28 protein-coding genes are annotated in these 14261 nt (G+C 44.5%); all 28 read right to left on the reverse strand.

What is annotated here, in order from left to right:
• Positions 1-240: 240 nt before the first annotated feature.
• Positions 241-636, reverse strand: a complete 396-nt coding sequence (gene rplQ / locus Q4600_RS20740; protein ID WP_102529376.1) for a 50S ribosomal protein L17 — start codon at positions 634-636, stop codon at positions 241-243.
• A gap of 41 nt (positions 637-677) precedes the next feature.
• On the reverse strand, positions 678-1667 hold the full coding sequence (gene rpoA, locus Q4600_RS20745; RefSeq protein ID WP_102529377.1) for a DNA-directed RNA polymerase subunit alpha: 990 nt from the start codon (positions 1665-1667) through the stop codon (positions 678-680).
• Between the two features lie 24 nt (positions 1668-1691).
• On the reverse strand, positions 1692-2312 hold the full coding sequence (gene rpsD, locus Q4600_RS20750; RefSeq protein ID WP_102529378.1) for a 30S ribosomal protein S4: 621 nt from the start codon (positions 2310-2312) through the stop codon (positions 1692-1694).
• Positions 2313-2344: 32 nt separating this feature from the next.
• A complete protein-coding gene (gene rpsK, locus Q4600_RS20755) occupies positions 2345-2737 on the reverse strand; it encodes a 30S ribosomal protein S11 (RefSeq protein ID WP_011635661.1) in 393 nt (130 codons plus the stop codon).
• A gap of 17 nt (positions 2738-2754) precedes the next feature.
• Positions 2755-3111, reverse strand: a complete 357-nt coding sequence (rpsM, locus tag Q4600_RS20760) for a 30S ribosomal protein S13 (protein ID WP_076543217.1) — start codon at positions 3109-3111, stop codon at positions 2755-2757.
• 119 nt (positions 3112-3230) lie between these two features.
• Positions 3231-3344: a 50S ribosomal protein L36 gene (rpmJ, locus tag Q4600_RS20765; RefSeq protein ID WP_006083579.1), complete on the reverse strand. Its 114-nt coding sequence runs from the start codon at positions 3342-3344 to the stop codon at positions 3231-3233.
• Positions 3345-3365: 21 nt separating this feature from the next.
• Positions 3366-4706, reverse strand: coding sequence for a preprotein translocase subunit SecY (gene secY / locus Q4600_RS20770; RefSeq protein ID WP_055026490.1), 1341 nt, complete (start codon positions 4704-4706; stop codon positions 3366-3368).
• A gap of 7 nt (positions 4707-4713) precedes the next feature.
• A complete protein-coding gene (gene rplO / locus Q4600_RS20775; RefSeq protein WP_102529379.1) occupies positions 4714-5148 on the reverse strand; it encodes a 50S ribosomal protein L15 in 435 nt (144 codons plus the stop codon).
• Positions 5149-5150: 2 nt separating this feature from the next.
• A complete protein-coding gene (gene rpmD, locus Q4600_RS20780; protein WP_076543219.1) occupies positions 5151-5333 on the reverse strand; it encodes a 50S ribosomal protein L30 in 183 nt (60 codons plus the stop codon).
• A 6-nt stretch (positions 5334-5339) separates the two neighbouring features.
• Positions 5340-5843 (reverse strand): 30S ribosomal protein S5, encoded by a 504-nt coding sequence (gene rpsE, locus Q4600_RS20785; RefSeq protein WP_102529380.1) that lies wholly within the window; start codon positions 5841-5843, stop codon positions 5340-5342.
• A gap of 12 nt (positions 5844-5855) precedes the next feature.
• The gene (gene rplR / locus Q4600_RS20790; protein WP_055026494.1) at positions 5856-6206 is read right to left on the reverse strand and encodes a 50S ribosomal protein L18; all 351 of its coding nucleotides are present in this window, start codon (positions 6204-6206) and stop codon (positions 5856-5858) included.
• A 10-nt stretch (positions 6207-6216) separates the two neighbouring features.
• Positions 6217-6750 carry a 50S ribosomal protein L6 gene (rplF, locus tag Q4600_RS20795; RefSeq protein ID WP_229372189.1) on the reverse strand — a complete coding sequence of 178 codons (534 nt, stop codon included), beginning with the start codon at positions 6748-6750 and terminating at the stop codon, positions 6217-6219.
• Positions 6751-6760: 10 nt separating this feature from the next.
• Entirely contained in the window at positions 6761-7153 is a 393-nt protein-coding gene (gene rpsH, locus Q4600_RS20800) for a 30S ribosomal protein S8 (RefSeq protein ID WP_102529382.1), read from the reverse strand.
• 24 nt (positions 7154-7177) lie between these two features.
• Positions 7178-7483, reverse strand: coding sequence for a 30S ribosomal protein S14 (gene rpsN / locus Q4600_RS20805; RefSeq protein WP_102529383.1), 306 nt, complete (start codon positions 7481-7483; stop codon positions 7178-7180).
• A gap of 10 nt (positions 7484-7493) precedes the next feature.
• Positions 7494-8033 (reverse strand): 50S ribosomal protein L5, encoded by a 540-nt coding sequence (gene rplE / locus Q4600_RS20810; protein WP_055026498.1) that lies wholly within the window; start codon positions 8031-8033, stop codon positions 7494-7496.
• Positions 8034-8045: 12 nt separating this feature from the next.
• Complete coding sequence (gene rplX, locus Q4600_RS20815) at positions 8046-8360, reverse strand: 50S ribosomal protein L24 (RefSeq protein WP_102529384.1); 315 nt, start codon at positions 8358-8360, stop codon at positions 8046-8048.
• Positions 8361-8371: 11 nt separating this feature from the next.
• A complete protein-coding gene (rplN, locus tag Q4600_RS20820) occupies positions 8372-8740 on the reverse strand; it encodes a 50S ribosomal protein L14 (RefSeq protein ID WP_055026500.1) in 369 nt (122 codons plus the stop codon).
• Positions 8741-8957: 217 nt separating this feature from the next.
• Positions 8958-9206, reverse strand: coding sequence for a 30S ribosomal protein S17 (gene rpsQ, locus Q4600_RS20825; protein WP_102529385.1), 249 nt, complete (start codon positions 9204-9206; stop codon positions 8958-8960).
• A complete protein-coding gene (gene rpmC / locus Q4600_RS20830) occupies positions 9206-9397 on the reverse strand; it encodes a 50S ribosomal protein L29 (RefSeq protein WP_102529386.1) in 192 nt (63 codons plus the stop codon). Before rpmC ends, rpsQ begins: the two co-directional genes overlap by 1 nt.
• Entirely contained in the window at positions 9397-9807 is a 411-nt protein-coding gene (gene rplP, locus Q4600_RS20835; RefSeq protein ID WP_055026502.1) for a 50S ribosomal protein L16, read from the reverse strand. Before rplP ends, rpmC begins: the two co-directional genes overlap by 1 nt.
• Before the next feature lie 11 nt (positions 9808-9818).
• Positions 9819-10508: a 30S ribosomal protein S3 gene (rpsC, locus tag Q4600_RS20840; protein WP_102529387.1), complete on the reverse strand. Its 690-nt coding sequence runs from the start codon at positions 10506-10508 to the stop codon at positions 9819-9821.
• Between the two features lie 12 nt (positions 10509-10520).
• A complete protein-coding gene (gene rplV / locus Q4600_RS20845; protein WP_076543228.1) occupies positions 10521-10853 on the reverse strand; it encodes a 50S ribosomal protein L22 in 333 nt (110 codons plus the stop codon).
• Between the two features lie 15 nt (positions 10854-10868).
• Positions 10869-11147 carry a 30S ribosomal protein S19 gene (gene rpsS, locus Q4600_RS20850; RefSeq protein WP_006083596.1) on the reverse strand — a complete coding sequence of 93 codons (279 nt, stop codon included), beginning with the start codon at positions 11145-11147 and terminating at the stop codon, positions 10869-10871.
• Between the two features lie 15 nt (positions 11148-11162).
• On the reverse strand, positions 11163-11987 hold the full coding sequence (rplB, locus tag Q4600_RS20855) for a 50S ribosomal protein L2 (protein WP_055026505.1): 825 nt from the start codon (positions 11985-11987) through the stop codon (positions 11163-11165).
• A gap of 16 nt (positions 11988-12003) precedes the next feature.
• On the reverse strand, positions 12004-12306 hold the full coding sequence (gene rplW, locus Q4600_RS20860; RefSeq protein WP_102529388.1) for a 50S ribosomal protein L23: 303 nt from the start codon (positions 12304-12306) through the stop codon (positions 12004-12006).
• The gene (gene rplD, locus Q4600_RS20865) at positions 12303-12908 is read right to left on the reverse strand and encodes a 50S ribosomal protein L4 (RefSeq protein WP_055026507.1); all 606 of its coding nucleotides are present in this window, start codon (positions 12906-12908) and stop codon (positions 12303-12305) included. The genes rplW and rplD overlap by 4 nt, the downstream gene beginning before the upstream one ends.
• Positions 12909-12924: 16 nt before the next feature.
• Positions 12925-13563 carry a 50S ribosomal protein L3 gene (gene rplC, locus Q4600_RS20870; RefSeq protein ID WP_102529389.1) on the reverse strand — a complete coding sequence of 213 codons (639 nt, stop codon included), beginning with the start codon at positions 13561-13563 and terminating at the stop codon, positions 12925-12927.
• A gap of 27 nt (positions 13564-13590) precedes the next feature.
• Positions 13591-13902, reverse strand: coding sequence for a 30S ribosomal protein S10 (rpsJ, locus tag Q4600_RS20875; RefSeq protein WP_055026509.1), 312 nt, complete (start codon positions 13900-13902; stop codon positions 13591-13593).
• Between the last annotated feature and the right edge of the window lie 359 nt (positions 13903-14261).

The raw sequence follows: 14261 nt of genomic DNA on the forward strand, positions 1-14261 counted from the left end.
GCCAGTGAGCCAGTGAGCCAGTGAGCCAGTGAGCCAGTGAGCCAGTGAGCCAGTGAGCCAGTGAGCCAGTGAGCCAGTGAGCCAGGTTACGAGAACACCCTCAAACCTAAATGCAAAGGAAAATGATTAACGAAAAGAATGATTAAATGGCAAAAATAAACAAGAGGAATTTAAATAATTATAAATAGCAGGCATAAAAAAACCGAGCCTAAGCTCGGTTTTTAAGTGAGTAATTAAGAATTACTCAGCAGCTTCAACTTCAACAGCTTCAGCAGCTTCAGGACGACCTACTAATTCGATGAAAGCCATTGGAGCTTTATCACCGGTACGTAGACCGCACTTAAGAATACGAGTGTAACCACCAGGACGTTCCTGGAAGCGTGGACCCAATTCAGTAAATAACTTACCTACAACTTCAGCGTCGCGGGTACGAGCGAAAGCTAAACGGCGATTTGCAACGCTGTCTACTTTAGCTAGTGTTATCAGAGGCTCAACTACGCGACGCAGTTCTTTCGCTTTTGCTACAGTTGTCTTGATGATCTCATGACGAACTATTGAGCAAGCCATGTTACGAAACATAGCTTGGCGATGACTGCTATTGCGGTTTAGTTGACGACCACTCTTACGATGGCGCATGACCTAATCCTTATAATCTTTAATCTGTACTAACCTGGGACTTATAGGTCGTCTGCTAAACTAGCTGGAGGCCAGTTTTCAAGACGCATACCTAAAGACAGTCCGCGAGACGCTAATACATCCTTAATTTCAGTAAGAGATTTCTTACCTAAATTAGGAGTCTTGAGCAACTCAACTTCAGTGCGCTGTACGAGATCTCCGATGTAATGAATCGCTTCAGCCTTCAAACAGTTGGCTGAACGTACAGTTAGCTCTAAATCGTCGACAGGACGCAACAGAATCGGATCAAATTCCGGTTTCTCTTCTACAACAGCCTGTTCAGTAACATCACGTAATTCAACAAACGCATCTAGCTGTTCAGCTAAAATTGTTGCAGAACGACGAATTGCTTCCTCAGGATCGATAGTACCATTAGTGGTCATATCAATAACGAGTTTATCTAAATCAGTACGTTGCTCTACACGAGCAGCTTCTACATTGTAAGCAATGCGAGCTACAGGTGAGAATGAAGCATCAACCAACAAACGGCCGATTGGGCGATCATCGTCTTCAGTCTGTGCACGAGCCGAAGCTGGCACATAACCGCGACCACGCTCAACGCGGATACGCATGCTGATATCATTATTACCTGTCAAATGACAGATAACATGATCAGGATTCATAATGGTTACATCACCATCATGAGTGATATCTGCTGCAGTAACAGGGCCTGTGCCTGACTTACTTAAAGTAAGTAAAGCTTCATCTTTACCCTCGATATTTACTGCCAAACCTTTAAGGTTAAGCAATATCTCTAGGATATCTTCTTGAACGCCTTCCTTACTGCTGTATTCATGCAATACACCGTCGATTTCGACTTCTGTAACTGCACAGCCAGGCATAGACGACAATAAGATTCGACGCAACGCGTTGCCTAATGTGTGACCAAAACCACGTTCAAGTGGCTCTAGCGTAACCTTGGCACGAGTTGGGTTAACCTGCTCTATGTCAACGAGACGCGGTTTAAGAAATTCTGTAACAGAACCCTGCATTGTGTCCTCTCTTGTTTGTTAGCTTTACTTAGAGTAAAGCTCGACGATCAGCTGTTCGTTAATATCCGCAGACAAATCGCTACGTTCTGGTAGACGCTTGAAAGCACCTTCCATTTTAGCATTGTCGACTTCTACCCATGTAGGCTTTTCGCGTTGGCCAGCAACTTCTAAAGACGCTTTGATACGTGCTTGAGTGCGTGACTTTTCACGGATGCTTACAACATCATTCGCAGACACTTTGAATGACGGAATGTTAACAACACGACCGTTAACCACGATTGATTTGTGGCTTACTAATTGACGTGATTCTGCACGAGTCGCACCAAAACCCATACGATAAACAACGTTATCTAAACGAGTTTCTAAAAGACCTAACAAGTTTTCACCTGTGTTGCCTTTCAGACGTGCGGCTTCTTTGTAGTAGTTACGGAATTGCTTTTCTAGCACACCGTACATACGACGAACTTTTTGTTTCTCGCGTAGCTGTAAACCGTACTCTGATAAACGTGGCTTACGTGCGCCATGTTGACCAGGTGCAGCTTCAAGCTTACACTTCGAATCGATTGCTCTCACACCGCTTTTTAGGAAAAGGTCTGTACCTTCTCTGCGGCTGAGCTTGAGCTTAGGACCCAAGTATCTTGCCATGATCTTTCTCCAACTATCCTATATACGTAATGTTATACACGACGCTTTTTAGGTGGGCGACAGCCATTATGAGGGATAGGTGTCACATCGGTAATGTTGGTAATTTTATAACCAACAGCATTCAGCGCACGAATGGCTGATTCACGACCTGGACCTGGACCCTTTACGAAAACTTCAAGGTTTTTAACACCGTAGTCTTGAGCAGCAATACCAGCTCGCTCTGCAGCAACCTGCGCAGCGAAAGGTGTAGATTTACGTGAACCACGGAAACCTGAACCACCAGAAGTAGCCCATGACAACGCATTACCTTGACGATCTGTAATGGTGACAATAGTGTTGTTGAATGACGCATGGATGTGAGCCATACCATCTGCAACCTGTTTACGTACGCGCTTACGCGGAGAACGTGACGGAACTTTAGCCATTTTGGTTTACCTTCCCGTTACTTTCTGATTGGCTTACGTGGACCTTTACGCGTGCGCGCATTGGTCTTAGTACGTTGCCCACGAAGGGGCAGGCTACGACGATGGCGGAGACCACGATAACAACCAAGATCCATAAGACGCTTGATGTTCATTGAAATCTCACGACGTAAGTCACCCTCTACTGAGTATTTGGCAACTTCTTCGCGTAGAATATCTATTTGAGCTTCGCTCAATTCCTTGATCTTAGCGTCTTCAGCGATTGAAGTAGCTGCGCAGATTTCTCTAGCGCGAGTACGTCCAATACCAAAGATAGCAGTCAATGCGATGACTGTATGCTTTTGATCAGGAATGTTAATGCCAGCGATACGGGCCACTATGCACTCCTTAAAATGTTAAAGGTCAACTGCGAAAAGCCCGAAAGGATACTCGACAGCCGACAAATTTGCAAACATTATTTGCTCAGCTCATAAATGAGCTGAGCAAATATCTTTTTTTAGCCTTGACGCTGTTTGTGCTTTGGTTCAACACAAATCACACGTACAACGCCACTACGCTTGACGATCTTGCAATTACGGCAGATCTTCTTCACGGAAGCTCGAACTTTCATTTCATCACTCCGTTAAAGCAACTAGCGACCAAAGCGATCTAAATTCGCTTTGTTTACTAAGTTAGCTTTCTTCATAACAGACTCATACTGATGAGACATCATATGGGTCTGAACCTGAGCCATGAAGTCCATGATTACGACTACAATAATTAGTAGTGAAGTACCGCCGAAATAGAACTGTACTTTCCACGCAATTAACATGAACTCCGGAATTAAGCAGATAAAGGTAATGTATATCGCGCCTGCTAATGTCAAGCGAGTCATTACTTTATCAATGTAACGCGAAGTCTGTTCTCCAGGACGAATCCCAGGAATGAACGCACCACTCTTCTTCAAGTTATCAGCTGTTTCGCGAGGGTTAAATACCAACGCAGTATAGAAGAAACAGAAGAATACGATAGCTGTCGCATACAATAATGAATACAGCGGTTGTCCTGGTGACACAGCTAAAGCGAAATCGCTTAACCATGACATAGACTCATTTTGTCCAAACCACTGAGCCAGTGTGCCTGGGAACAAAATAATGCTGGATGCAAAAATTGGTGGAATTACACCTGCCATATTAACTTTAAGTGGTAAATGTGTACTTTGCGCAGCAAACACCTTGCGGCCTTGTTGACGCTTCGCGTAGTTAACAACGATACGACGTTGACCACGTTCTACAAATACAACCAAATAAGTTACAGCAAATACAATTACCGCTAATAACAACAGTACCAGTACATTCAAATCACCTTGACGAGCCTGTTCAGCCGTTTGGCCGATAGCAGAAGGTAGACCAGCAACAATACCTGCGAAAATTAATATCGAGATACCATTACCAATACCACGCTCGGTAATTTGCTCACCTAGCCACATAAGGAACATTGTTCCTGTCACTAAGCTCACAACTGCTACAAAGTAAAAACCAAAACCTACATTGGCAACAAGGCCAGGTACTAGGCTTGGTAAACCTGTCGCGATACCGATTGATTGGAGTGTACCCAACACAAGCGTTCCGTATCTTGTATATTGACTGATTTTCTTTCTTCCTGACTCGCCTTCTTTTTTCAATTCAGCAAGGGCAGGATGAACCACAGTCAACAACTGCATGATAATCGATGCCGAAATATACGGCATGATACCAAGCGCAAAGATAGAAGCACGCTCTAAAGCACCACCCGAGAACATGTTAAACATGCCTAGGATGGTATCTTTTTGTTGAGCAAACAACTCTGCTAACACAGCTGCGTCAATACCAGGAATTGGTACAAACGAACCGGCTCTAAAGACGATAATTGCACCAATCACGAACAGGAGACGAGTTTTCAATTCTGATAAACCGCCTTTCGCGCTTTTTAAATCAAGTCCTGGTTTTGCCATCGACGTATTATTCCTCGATCTTACCGCCGGCAGCTTCAATAGCTGCACGTGCACCTTTGGTTACCTTCAGACCTTTTACGGTCACTGGGCGTTCAATGGTACCTGAAAGAACGATTTTCGCAAACTGTATGTTGCGAGTAATTACGTTCGCATCTTTCAGAGCGTTAAGGTCGATAACATCACCGTTAACTTTTGCTAGTTCTAGTAAACGAACTTCAGCTGAAACCAAAGCTTTGCGTGAAGTGAAACCGAACTTAGGTAAACGAATTTTAAGAGGCATTTGACCACCCTCAAAACCGATACGCACACCGCCGCCAGAACGAGACTTTTGTCCCTTATGACCACGACCTGCAGTTTTACCTAAACCAGAACCAATACCACGACCTACACGCTTAGGAGCACGCTTAGAGCCTGCTGCTGGAGATAGAGTATTTAAACGCATTATTAATCCTCCACCTTAACCATGTAGTAAACTTTATTAACCATACCGCGAACAGAAGGAGTATCTTCTACTTCAACAGTGTGGCCAATACGTCTTAGGCCTAGACCTAATAAACAGGCACGGTGCTTTGGCAAACGACCAATCGCACTCTTTGTCTGTGTTACTTTAAACGTTTTAGTAGCCATGGTGCATTAACCTCGAATTTCATCAACATTCAGGCCACGCTTAGCTGCAATTTGTGATGGTGACTTCATGTGCACCAACGCATCTACAGTTGCGCGAACGATGTTGATCGGGTTAGTAGAACCGTATGCTTTAGACAGAACGTTATGAACGCCTGCAACTTCCAATACGGCACGCATTGCGCCACCGGCAATAATACCGGTACCTTCCGATGCTGGTTGCATGTAAACACGCGAACCAGTATGGCGACCTTTAACTGGATGATGCAGTGTACCTGCATTCAACTCTACGGTTACCATGTTACGGCGGGCTTTTTCCATTGCTTTTTGAATAGCAGCTGGAACTTCGCGCGCTTTACCATAGCCATAGCCGATCTTACCATTACCATCACCTACCACTGTTAGTGCGGTGAAGCTAAAGATACGACCACCTTTAACTACTTTAGAAACACGATTAACTGCAATTAATTTCTCTTGCAAATCGTCTTTCTGCTGAGCTTCTAATTTAGCCATTTTTATAACCCCTTAGAATTTCAGGCCAGCTTCACGAGCTGCGTCAGCTAGTGCTGCTACGCGTCCGTGATACTTGAAACCAGAACGGTCGAATGCAACTGTTGTTACACCTTTTTCGATCGCACGCTCAGCAACAGTTTTACCTACTGCTTTAGCCGCGTCTACGTTACCGGTACTCTTTAGTAGCTCTTTAACCGCTTTCTCAACGGTTGAAGCAACTGCCACCACCTGAGCTTCAGGATTAATAACCTGAGCATAAATGTGACGCGGTGTACGATGTACAACCAGACGATTCACGCCCAGCTCTTGGATCTTCTTACGAGCGCGAGTAGCGCGGCGTAAGCGAGATGTTTTCTTATCCATATCGCGTTACCTACTTCTTCTTAGCCTCTTTACGGCGTACTTGTTCGTCTGCATAGCGAACACCTTTGCCTTTATAAGGCTCTGGTGGACGGTATCCACGAATCTCAGCAGCGACCTGACCAACTAACTGCTTATCAACACCCGAAAGTATGATATCAGTTTGGCTAGGACACTCTGCAGTAACACCTGCGGGAAGTTTGTGAACCAAAGGGTGTGAGAAACCTAATGTTAGGTCGATGTCTTTACCAGCAATTTTTGCACGGTAACCAACACCAATTAACTTTAATTTCTTAACGAATCCTTCAGAAACACCAACAACCATGTTGTTTACTAGTGCACGAGCTGTACCAGCTTGAGCCCAAGCGTTAGAAACGCCTTCAACTGGACCAAACGTTACAACACCGTTTTCTAGCTCAACACTTACCGCTTTGTTGATTTCTCGAGTCAGACTACCTTTAGTACCTTTTACAGTAATAGTCTGTTCGTTTAAGGTCACCTCTACGCCGGTAGGAATAGACACTGGTGCTTTTGCGACACGTGACATACCTAGCTCCTTACGCTACGTAGCAGATAACCTCGCCACCCATGCCATTTAGGCGGGCAGCACGATCGGTCATCAAGCCTTTAGAAGTGGACACAATTGCGACACCTAGTCCGCCCATCACCTTTGGAAGTTCGTGTTTACCTTTGTAAATACGAAGACCTGGGCGAGAAACGCGCTGGATAGTCTCAACGACTGGGTTGCCTTGGAAATACTTTAAAGTGATTTCTAATTCAGGCTTGGCTTCTTCTGCTACGGCGTAGTCAGTAATATAACCTTCGTCTTTAAGTAATTTCGCTATTGCTACTTTTAACTTAGCTGAAGGCATCTTAACTGATACTTTGTTAGCAGCTTGGCCGTTACGAATACGTGTTAACATATCCGCAATAGGATCTTGCATGCTCATATTAGCTTACTCCGTGACAAGTGCTTACCAGCTGGCCTTACGCAGACCAGGAACTTCACCACGCATAGTTGCTTCACGTAGTTTAATACGGCTAAGGCCGAATTTACGTAGAACACCATGTGGGCGACCAGTTTGATTACAACGGTTGCGTTGACGCGCAGCGCTAGAATCACGAGGTAGAGCTTGTAACTTAAGTACAGCTTCCCAACGATCTTCTTCCGAAGTATCAGGAGCGCTGATTAAAGCCTTAAGTGCTAAACGCTTTTCAGCATATTTAGCTACGAGCTGTGCACGCTTTGCTTCACGTGCTTTCATAGATGATTTTGCCATTATGCTACCCTTATTTCTTGAATGGGAAGTTAAATGCGTCTAACAAAGCACGACCTTCTTCATCATTCTTCGCAGTAGTAGTGATAACAATATCCATACCACGAATCTTATCGATCTTATCGTAATCGATTTCTGGGAAGATGATTTGCTCACGCACACCCATTGCGTAGTTACCACGACCGTCAAACGCTTTTGCGCTTAGGCCACGGAAGTCACGAATACGTGGGATTGCAATGTCAACTAAACGCTCTAAAAATTCCCACATACGCTCACCGCGTAGGGTAACTTTACAGCCAATAGGGTAGCCTTCACGGATTTTGAAACCAGCAACTGATTTACGTGCAACAGTTACAACAGGTTTCTGACCAGCGATTGCAGTCATGTCACGAAGCGCATGCTCCATAACTTTCTTGTCTGCAACTGCTTCGCCTACACCCATATTAAGGGTGATTTTTTCAATCCGAGGGACTTGCATGACACTGGTATAACCGAACTTTTTAGAAAGTTCTGCGATAACAGTCTCTTGATATTTATCATGCAGTTTCGCCATCGTTTACTCCGTTTACTTAATGAGTTCACTATTCGATTTAAAGAAACGGACTTTTTTGCCGTCTTCGAATCGGAAACCAACACGATCTGCCTTGCCTGTGGCTTGGTTAAAGATCGCTACGTTTGATGCTTGCATCGGTGCTTCTTTCTCGATAACGCCGCCAGTTACGCCCAATTGTGGGTTTGGCTTTTGGTGTTTTTTAACAAGATTGATGCCTTCAACAATCAACTTACCAGTAGGTAGGACTTGAGAAACTTTAGCTCGTTTACCCTTGTCTTTACCTGCTAGTACAATTACTTCGTCTTCACGACGGATTTTAGCTGCCATTTTGAAGCTCCTTACAGTACTTCTGGTGCCAGAGAGACGATTTTCATAAATTGCTCTGTACGCAATTCACGTGTCACTGGTCCAAAAATACGAGTACCAATCGGTGCAAGGTTTGCGTTAAGCAAAACTGCTGCATTCCGATCGAAGCGAATGACAGAACCATCTGGACGACGTACGCCTTTCTTAGTACGGACTACCACCGCGTTATATACATCACCTTTCTTCGCTTTAGCGCGAGGAATAGCTTCTTTAACAGAAACCTTGATGACGTCGCCGATACCGGCATAACGACGATGAGAGCCACCCAAGACCTTAATACACTGAACTCTACGAGCGCCACTGTTACACGCGACGTCTAGAGTCGATTGCATTTGGATCATTTTAAGTGCTCCGCTATCGTTACTACACAAAATCCCAACATTGGGATCATCATTTCGACCATTTTATGAACTAATTTGCTCTCGTTTGGTATAAAACCAATCAACAACAATTTACTCAAAAATGGCGCGCAAGTATAACACCAATATTTTGGAATGCATAGCAGAAAAAAACAAACGGCCCCAAACTTTGGAGCCGTTTACTATAACCTAATGTAAATTAGGCCTTTGTTACTACTTCAACTAGTGTCCAAGACTTAGTCTTAGAAAGAGGACGACACTGACTAATAGTCACTACGTCACCTTCGTTACACTGATTTGTTTCGTCATGTGCATGGATCTTAGTTGTACGCTTAATGTACTTCCCATAAATAGGATGTTTCACTTGGCGTGAGATAGCAACAGTAATAGACTTATCCATTTTGTTGCTAATAACTCGACCTTGCATAGTACGGGCTTTATCAGACATTACACACCTGCCTTAGAAGTAATAATGGTCTTAACACGTGCAATGTTACGACGCACTATTTTCAATTGATTCGTTTGAGTCAACTGACCAGTAGCGTGTTGCATACGCAGGTTAAACTGCTCACGCAGCAGACCAAGTAGTTCAGCGTTAAGTTCTTCAACGCTCTTTTCTCTTAGTTCGCTCGCTTTCATTACATCACCGTCTTAGTTACGAAGGTAGTCTTAATAGGAAGCTTGGCAGATGCTAAAGCAAACGCTTCACGCGCTAACTCTTCAGATACACCATTCATCTCATAAAGAACCTTACCAGGTTGAATCTGACATACCCAGTATTCAACGTTACCTTTACCTTTACCCATACGCACTTCAAGAGGCTTAGAGGTAATAGGCTTGTCAGGGAAAACTCGAATCCAAATTTGTCCTTGACGTTTAATGTGACGTGTCATGGCACGACGTGCAGATTCGATTTGACGTGCAGTTAAACGGCCACGGCCGACTGCTTTCAAACCGAAAGTACCAAAGCTAACTTCAGTACCGTTCGCTAGACCACGGTTGCGGCCCTTGAACATCTTGCGAAACTTCATACGTTTAGGTTGCAGCATAAAAGTTTCTCCTATTTACCACGAGGCTTGCGCTTCGGTTGTTGCTTAGGCTCTTCTAATGCTACAACGTTTCCGTCTAGAACTTCGCCTTTGAAGATCCAAACTTTAACGCCAATCACACCGTATTGAGTGTGACTTTCAGCTGTAGAATAGTCGATATCAGCACGTAGAGTATGTAGAGGTACACGACCTTCACGATACCACTCAGAACGTGCGATTTCAGCACCGCCTAGACGGCCGCTTACTTCAACTTTAATACCTTGAGCACCAATACGCATTGCGTTTTGAACTGCGCGCTTCATAGCGCGACGGAACATAACACGACGCTCTAATTGCTGTGCAATACTGTCAGCAACTAATTTAGCATCTAACTCAGGCTTACGGATCTCTGCGATGTTGATTTGAGCAGTAGTGCCTGTAATTTTAGATACATATGCACGTAATACTTCAACATCTTCACCTTTCTTACCAATCACAACACCTGGACGGGCAGTGTGAATAGTAACGCGGATGCTCTTCGCAGGACGCTCGATAACGATTTTAGATACTGATGCAGCCTTCAATTTCTCAGTGAGATATTGACGAACTTCCCAGTCGCTGTGCAAATTATTTGCATAATCTGCTTTATCGGCGTACCAAGTAGAGATCCAAGGCTTTGTGATACCCAGACGGATACCATTAGGATGTACTTTCTGTCCCATTGCTCTCTTCTCCTAGCGATCTGATACAACCACAGTAATGTGGCTGGTACGCTTCATGATACGATCAGCGCGGCCTTTGGCACGAGGCATGATGCGCTTCATAGTTGGTGCTTCGTCAACAAAGACTTGGCCAACTTTAAGCTCATCGATATCTGCACCTTCGTTGTGTTCGGCGTTTGCGATAGCTGAATCTAGTACTTTCTTAACCAGTACGGCGGCTTTCTTAGGGCTGAAGGTCAAAATTTCAAGAGCCTTAGAAACAGGCAAACCTCGAATTTGATCAGCAACTAGACGGGCCTTCTGCGCAGACGTACGGGCAAAACGATGTTTAGCTAAAACTTCCATCTTATGTCTCCCGTATTAACGCTTCTTCGCTTTCTTATCTGCAGCATGGCCGCGATAAGTGCGAGTTGGTGAAAATTCACCAAGCTTATGACCGATCATTTCGTCAGTTACGAACACAGGTACGTGCTGACGACCATTATGGACAGCGATGGTCAACCCAATCATATTTGGGATGATCATTGAGCGACGAGACCAAGTCTTAATTGGCTTTTTGTCTCCCGCTTCCATCGCTTTCTCTACCTTCTTCAGCAAGTGCAGGTCAATGAAAGGACCTTTCTTGAGAGAACGTGGCATGGGCGAATCCTCTTACTATTTATTACGACGACGTACGATGTACTTGTCGGTGAGCTTATTACTACGAGTTTTATAACCCTTAGTTGGCACACCCCATGGACTCACTGGGTGACGTCCACCAGAAGTACGGCCTTCACCACCACCATGTGGATGGTCAACCGGGTTCATTGCAACACCACGCACTGTAGGGCGTACGCCTCTCCAGCGTTTAGCACCTGCTTTACCTAACTGGCGTAGCATGTGCTCGGCATTACCAACTTCACCGAATGTTGCGCGACAATCAACAGGTACTTTGCGCATTTCGCCAGAGCGAAGACGTAAAGTTGCATATTGGTTATCACGAGCAACAACTTGAACATAAGCACCAGCTGAACGCGCGATTTGAGCACCTTTACCAGGTTTCATTTCTACTGCGTGCACAACACTACCCACTGGGATGTTGCGAAGCGGCATTGCGTTACCAGTTTTGATGTCTGCATCCAAACCAGATTGGATAGCGTCACCAGCTTGCATGCCTTTAGCAGCAAGAATGTAACGACGCTCACCGTCTGCGTATAGTACTAACGCAATGTTAGCTGTACGGTTCGGATCATACTCAAGACGTTCGATTTTTGCAGGGATACCGTCTTTATTGCGTTTAAAGTCAATAATACGGTAATGCTGCTTGTGTCCACCACCTACGTGACGAACAGTGATACGACCAGTATTGTTACGGCCACCACTTTTAGATTTCTTAGCCAACAGGCCTGCAAAAGGTTTCCCTTTATGCAAGTCGCTGTTCACCACTTTAACAACGTGGCGACGACCTGGAGAGGTTGGCTTACACTTAATAACTGCCATGATAATTCTCCTTTGCTTACTCAGCGCCGCCAACGAAATCGATGTCAGCACCAGCAGCTAAAGTTACATAGGCTTTTTTCCAATCGCTACGACGACCAACACGGCCACCAGTGCGCTTAGTTTTGCCTTTGTTTACCAAAGTGCGAACACTATCAACTTCAACTTCGAATAGCTGAGCTACAGCAGCTTTAATCTCTGCTTTAGTCGCATCGATTGCTACGCGGAAAACTACAGTGTTGTTTTTCTCAGCTAGTACAGTACTCTTTTCAGAGATATGCGGAGCAAGAATAACTTTTAGCAAACGTTCTTCGGTGATCATGCTAGCATCTCCTCGATTTGCTTCACTGCATCAGCAGTAACAAGAACAGTGTTGAACGCGATTAGACTAACTGGGTCAAGACCCGCTACGTCACGTACGTCAACCTTGTATAAGTTGCGTGCTGCTAAGAATAAATTCTCATCAACATCTGCAGTAACAATTAGAACGTCTTCTAAGTTCATTTCTTTTAGTTTAGCTTTCAGCTCTTTAGTTTTAGGAGCTTCAACACCAAAAGATTCAACAACGACTAAACGCTCTTGACGTACCAATTCAGAAAGAATGCTCTTTAGAGCACCACGGTACATCTTTTTGTTAACTTTTTGGCTGTGATCTTGAGTTTTAGCAGCGAATGTTACGCCACCGCCACGCCAGATCGGGCCTTTAACACTACCGGCACGAGCTCGGCCTGTGCCTTTCTGGCGCCAAGGCTTTTTGCCTGAGCCAGTTACTTCCGCACGAGTCTGTTGAGCACGAGTGCCCTGACGCGCGTTTGCAGCGTAAGCTACAACTACCTGATGAACCAATGCCTCGTTAAAGTCACGGCCGAAGGTAGTTTCGGAAACTTCAAGAGCGCTTTGCGCGTCTTTCAATACCAATTCCATTACTATCTCCTCAGACCTATGCTTTAACGGCTGGCTTGATAATCAAGTCACCATTGGTAGCGCCAGGAACAGCACCTTTTACCAATAACAAGTTACGCTCTGCATCTACACGTACAACGTCTAGATTTTGAGTAGTTACTTGCTCGGCACCCATGTGGCCAGACATTTTCTTACCTTTGAAAACGCGACCAGGTGTCTGGTTTTGACCGATAGAACCATTAGATCTATGAGCCAAAGAGTTACCATGTGTCATATCTTGAGCGTGGAAATTCCAGCGTTTAATACCGCCTTGGAAGCCCTTACCTTTAGATTGACCGGTAACATCAACTTTTGCTGTATCTGCGAAGATATCAACATTAAGTTCAGCACCAACTTCAACGCCTTCACATTCACCATCTGCCAAACGCAATTCCCATAAACCTCGACCAGCTTCTACGCCGCTCTTAGCAAAATGACCTGCTTCTGGTTTGGTGATGCGATTGGCTTTTTTGGTACCAGTAGTTACTTGAAGAGCACGGTATCCGTCAGTTTCTAAAGTTTTCACTTGAGTAACACGGTTACCAGCAATTTCAATCACTGTTACAGGGATAGAAGCGCCATCTTCTGTGAAGATGCGAGTCATACCCACTTTACGACCAATAAGACCGATAGCCATCTTTCAAACCTCTTCTAAGGATCTCAATTAACCTAAGCTAATTTGAACGTCGACACCAGCGGCAAGATCTAAACGCATTAATGCGTCTACAGTCTTTTCAGTTGGCTCTACGATGTCAACTAAGCGCTTGTGAGTACGAATTTCGTATTGGTCACGAGCGTCTTTGTTGACGTGCGGAGAAGTCAAAATGGTATAACGTTCTTTACGCGTAGGTAGTGGAATTGGACCACGAACCTGAGCGCCTGTACGCTTAGCAGTTTCAACGATTTCCGCTGTTGATTGATCGATCAAACGATGATCAAAACCTTTCAAGCGGATACGGATTCTTTGGTTCTGCATTGACCAGAGCTCCTAAAATGCACACATAAAAAATCACCCTCTAGCTTCTTCCCAATGGAAAAGCAGAGCGAGATGATTTAACCGTAGACTCCCAATCGGAGTCAATTATGAAAATGAATAATCCTTATGATTAAACATTATATTACACTGTCTAGGACAGCGAAGGGGAATTATACAGATATCAGATGAGAGATCAACCCCTTCGAACAAAAACTCTTCAATTTAGTTCATTTGTTCAAGGCGATGGAGTTTACAGGGATATATTGAAAAAGCAATAGAAACAAAAAAGGAAGCCGAAGCTTCCTTTTTAAAGTGTTAACTAAAGGTCGCTATTAAGCAACGATTTTAGCTACAACACC

It is taken from the genome of Shewanella sp. 2_MG-2023 (assembly GCF_030548905.1).
Lineage (GTDB): Bacteria > Pseudomonadota > Gammaproteobacteria > Enterobacterales > Shewanellaceae > Shewanella > Shewanella electrodiphila.

Excerpts from the sequence above, each read along its gene's own strand:
- rplQ (WP_102529376.1), bottom strand. The coding sequence starts at position 636 with ATGCGCCATCGTAAGAGTGGTCGTCAACTAAACCGCAATAGCAGTCAT.
- rpoA (WP_102529377.1), bottom strand. The coding sequence starts at position 1,667 with ATGCAGGGTTCTGTTACAGAATTTCTTAAACCGCGTCTCGTTGACATA.
- rpsD (WP_102529378.1), bottom strand. The coding sequence starts at position 2,312 with ATGGCAAGATACTTGGGTCCTAAGCTCAAGCTCAGCCGCAGAGAAGGT.
- rpsK (WP_011635661.1), bottom strand. The coding sequence starts at position 2,737 with ATGGCTAAAGTTCCGTCACGTTCTCCGCGTAAGCGCGTACGTAAACAG.
- rpmJ (WP_006083579.1), bottom strand. The coding sequence starts at position 3,344 with ATGAAAGTTCGAGCTTCCGTGAAGAAGATCTGCCGTAATTGCAAGATC.
- secY (WP_055026490.1), bottom strand. The coding sequence starts at position 4,706 with ATGGCAAAACCAGGACTTGATTTAAAAAGCGCGAAAGGCGGTTTATCA.
- rplO (WP_102529379.1), bottom strand. The coding sequence starts at position 5,148 with ATGCGTTTAAATACTCTATCTCCAGCAGCAGGCTCTAAGCGTGCTCCT.
- rpmD (WP_076543219.1), bottom strand. The coding sequence starts at position 5,333 with ATGGCTACTAAAACGTTTAAAGTAACACAGACAAAGAGTGCGATTGGT.
- rpsE (WP_102529380.1), bottom strand. The coding sequence starts at position 5,843 with ATGGCTAAATTAGAAGCTCAGCAGAAAGACGATTTGCAAGAGAAATTA.
- rplR (WP_055026494.1), bottom strand. The coding sequence starts at position 6,206 with ATGGATAAGAAAACATCTCGCTTACGCCGCGCTACTCGCGCTCGTAAG.
- rplF (WP_229372189.1), bottom strand. The coding sequence starts at position 6,750 with ATGTCACGTGTCGCAAAAGCACCAGTGTCTATTCCTACCGGCGTAGAG.
- rpsH (WP_102529382.1), bottom strand. The coding sequence starts at position 7,153 with ATGAGCATGCAAGATCCTATTGCGGATATGTTAACACGTATTCGTAAC.
- rpsN (WP_102529383.1), bottom strand. The coding sequence starts at position 7,483 with ATGGCAAAATCATCTATGAAAGCACGTGAAGCAAAGCGTGCACAGCTC.
- rplE (WP_055026498.1), bottom strand. The coding sequence starts at position 8,033 with ATGGCGAAACTGCATGATAAATATCAAGAGACTGTTATCGCAGAACTT.
- rplX (WP_102529384.1), bottom strand. The coding sequence starts at position 8,360 with ATGGCAGCTAAAATCCGTCGTGAAGACGAAGTAATTGTACTAGCAGGT.
- rplN (WP_055026500.1), bottom strand. The coding sequence starts at position 8,740 with ATGATCCAAATGCAATCGACTCTAGACGTCGCGTGTAACAGTGGCGCT.
- rpsQ (WP_102529385.1), bottom strand. The coding sequence starts at position 9,206 with ATGTCTGATAAAGCCCGTACTATGCAAGGTCGAGTTATTAGCAACAAA.
- rpmC (WP_102529386.1), bottom strand. The coding sequence starts at position 9,397 with ATGAAAGCGAGCGAACTAAGAGAAAAGAGCGTTGAAGAACTTAACGCT.
- rplP (WP_055026502.1), bottom strand. The coding sequence starts at position 9,807 with ATGCTGCAACCTAAACGTATGAAGTTTCGCAAGATGTTCAAGGGCCGC.
- rpsC (WP_102529387.1), bottom strand. The coding sequence starts at position 10,508 with ATGGGACAGAAAGTACATCCTAATGGTATCCGTCTGGGTATCACAAAG.
- rplV (WP_076543228.1), bottom strand. The coding sequence starts at position 10,853 with ATGGAAGTTTTAGCTAAACATCGTTTTGCCCGTACGTCTGCGCAGAAG.
- rpsS (WP_006083596.1), bottom strand. The coding sequence starts at position 11,147 with ATGCCACGTTCTCTCAAGAAAGGTCCTTTCATTGACCTGCACTTGCTG.
- rplB (WP_055026505.1), bottom strand. The coding sequence starts at position 11,987 with ATGGCAGTTATTAAGTGTAAGCCAACCTCTCCAGGTCGTCGCCACGTT.
- rplW (WP_102529388.1), bottom strand. The coding sequence starts at position 12,306 with ATGATCACCGAAGAACGTTTGCTAAAAGTTATTCTTGCTCCGCATATC.
- rplD (WP_055026507.1), bottom strand. The coding sequence starts at position 12,908 with ATGGAATTGGTATTGAAAGACGCGCAAAGCGCTCTTGAAGTTTCCGAA.
- rplC (WP_102529389.1), bottom strand. The coding sequence starts at position 13,563 with ATGGCTATCGGTCTTATTGGTCGTAAAGTGGGTATGACTCGCATCTTC.
- rpsJ (WP_055026509.1), bottom strand. The coding sequence starts at position 13,902 with ATGCAGAACCAAAGAATCCGTATCCGCTTGAAAGGTTTTGATCATCGT.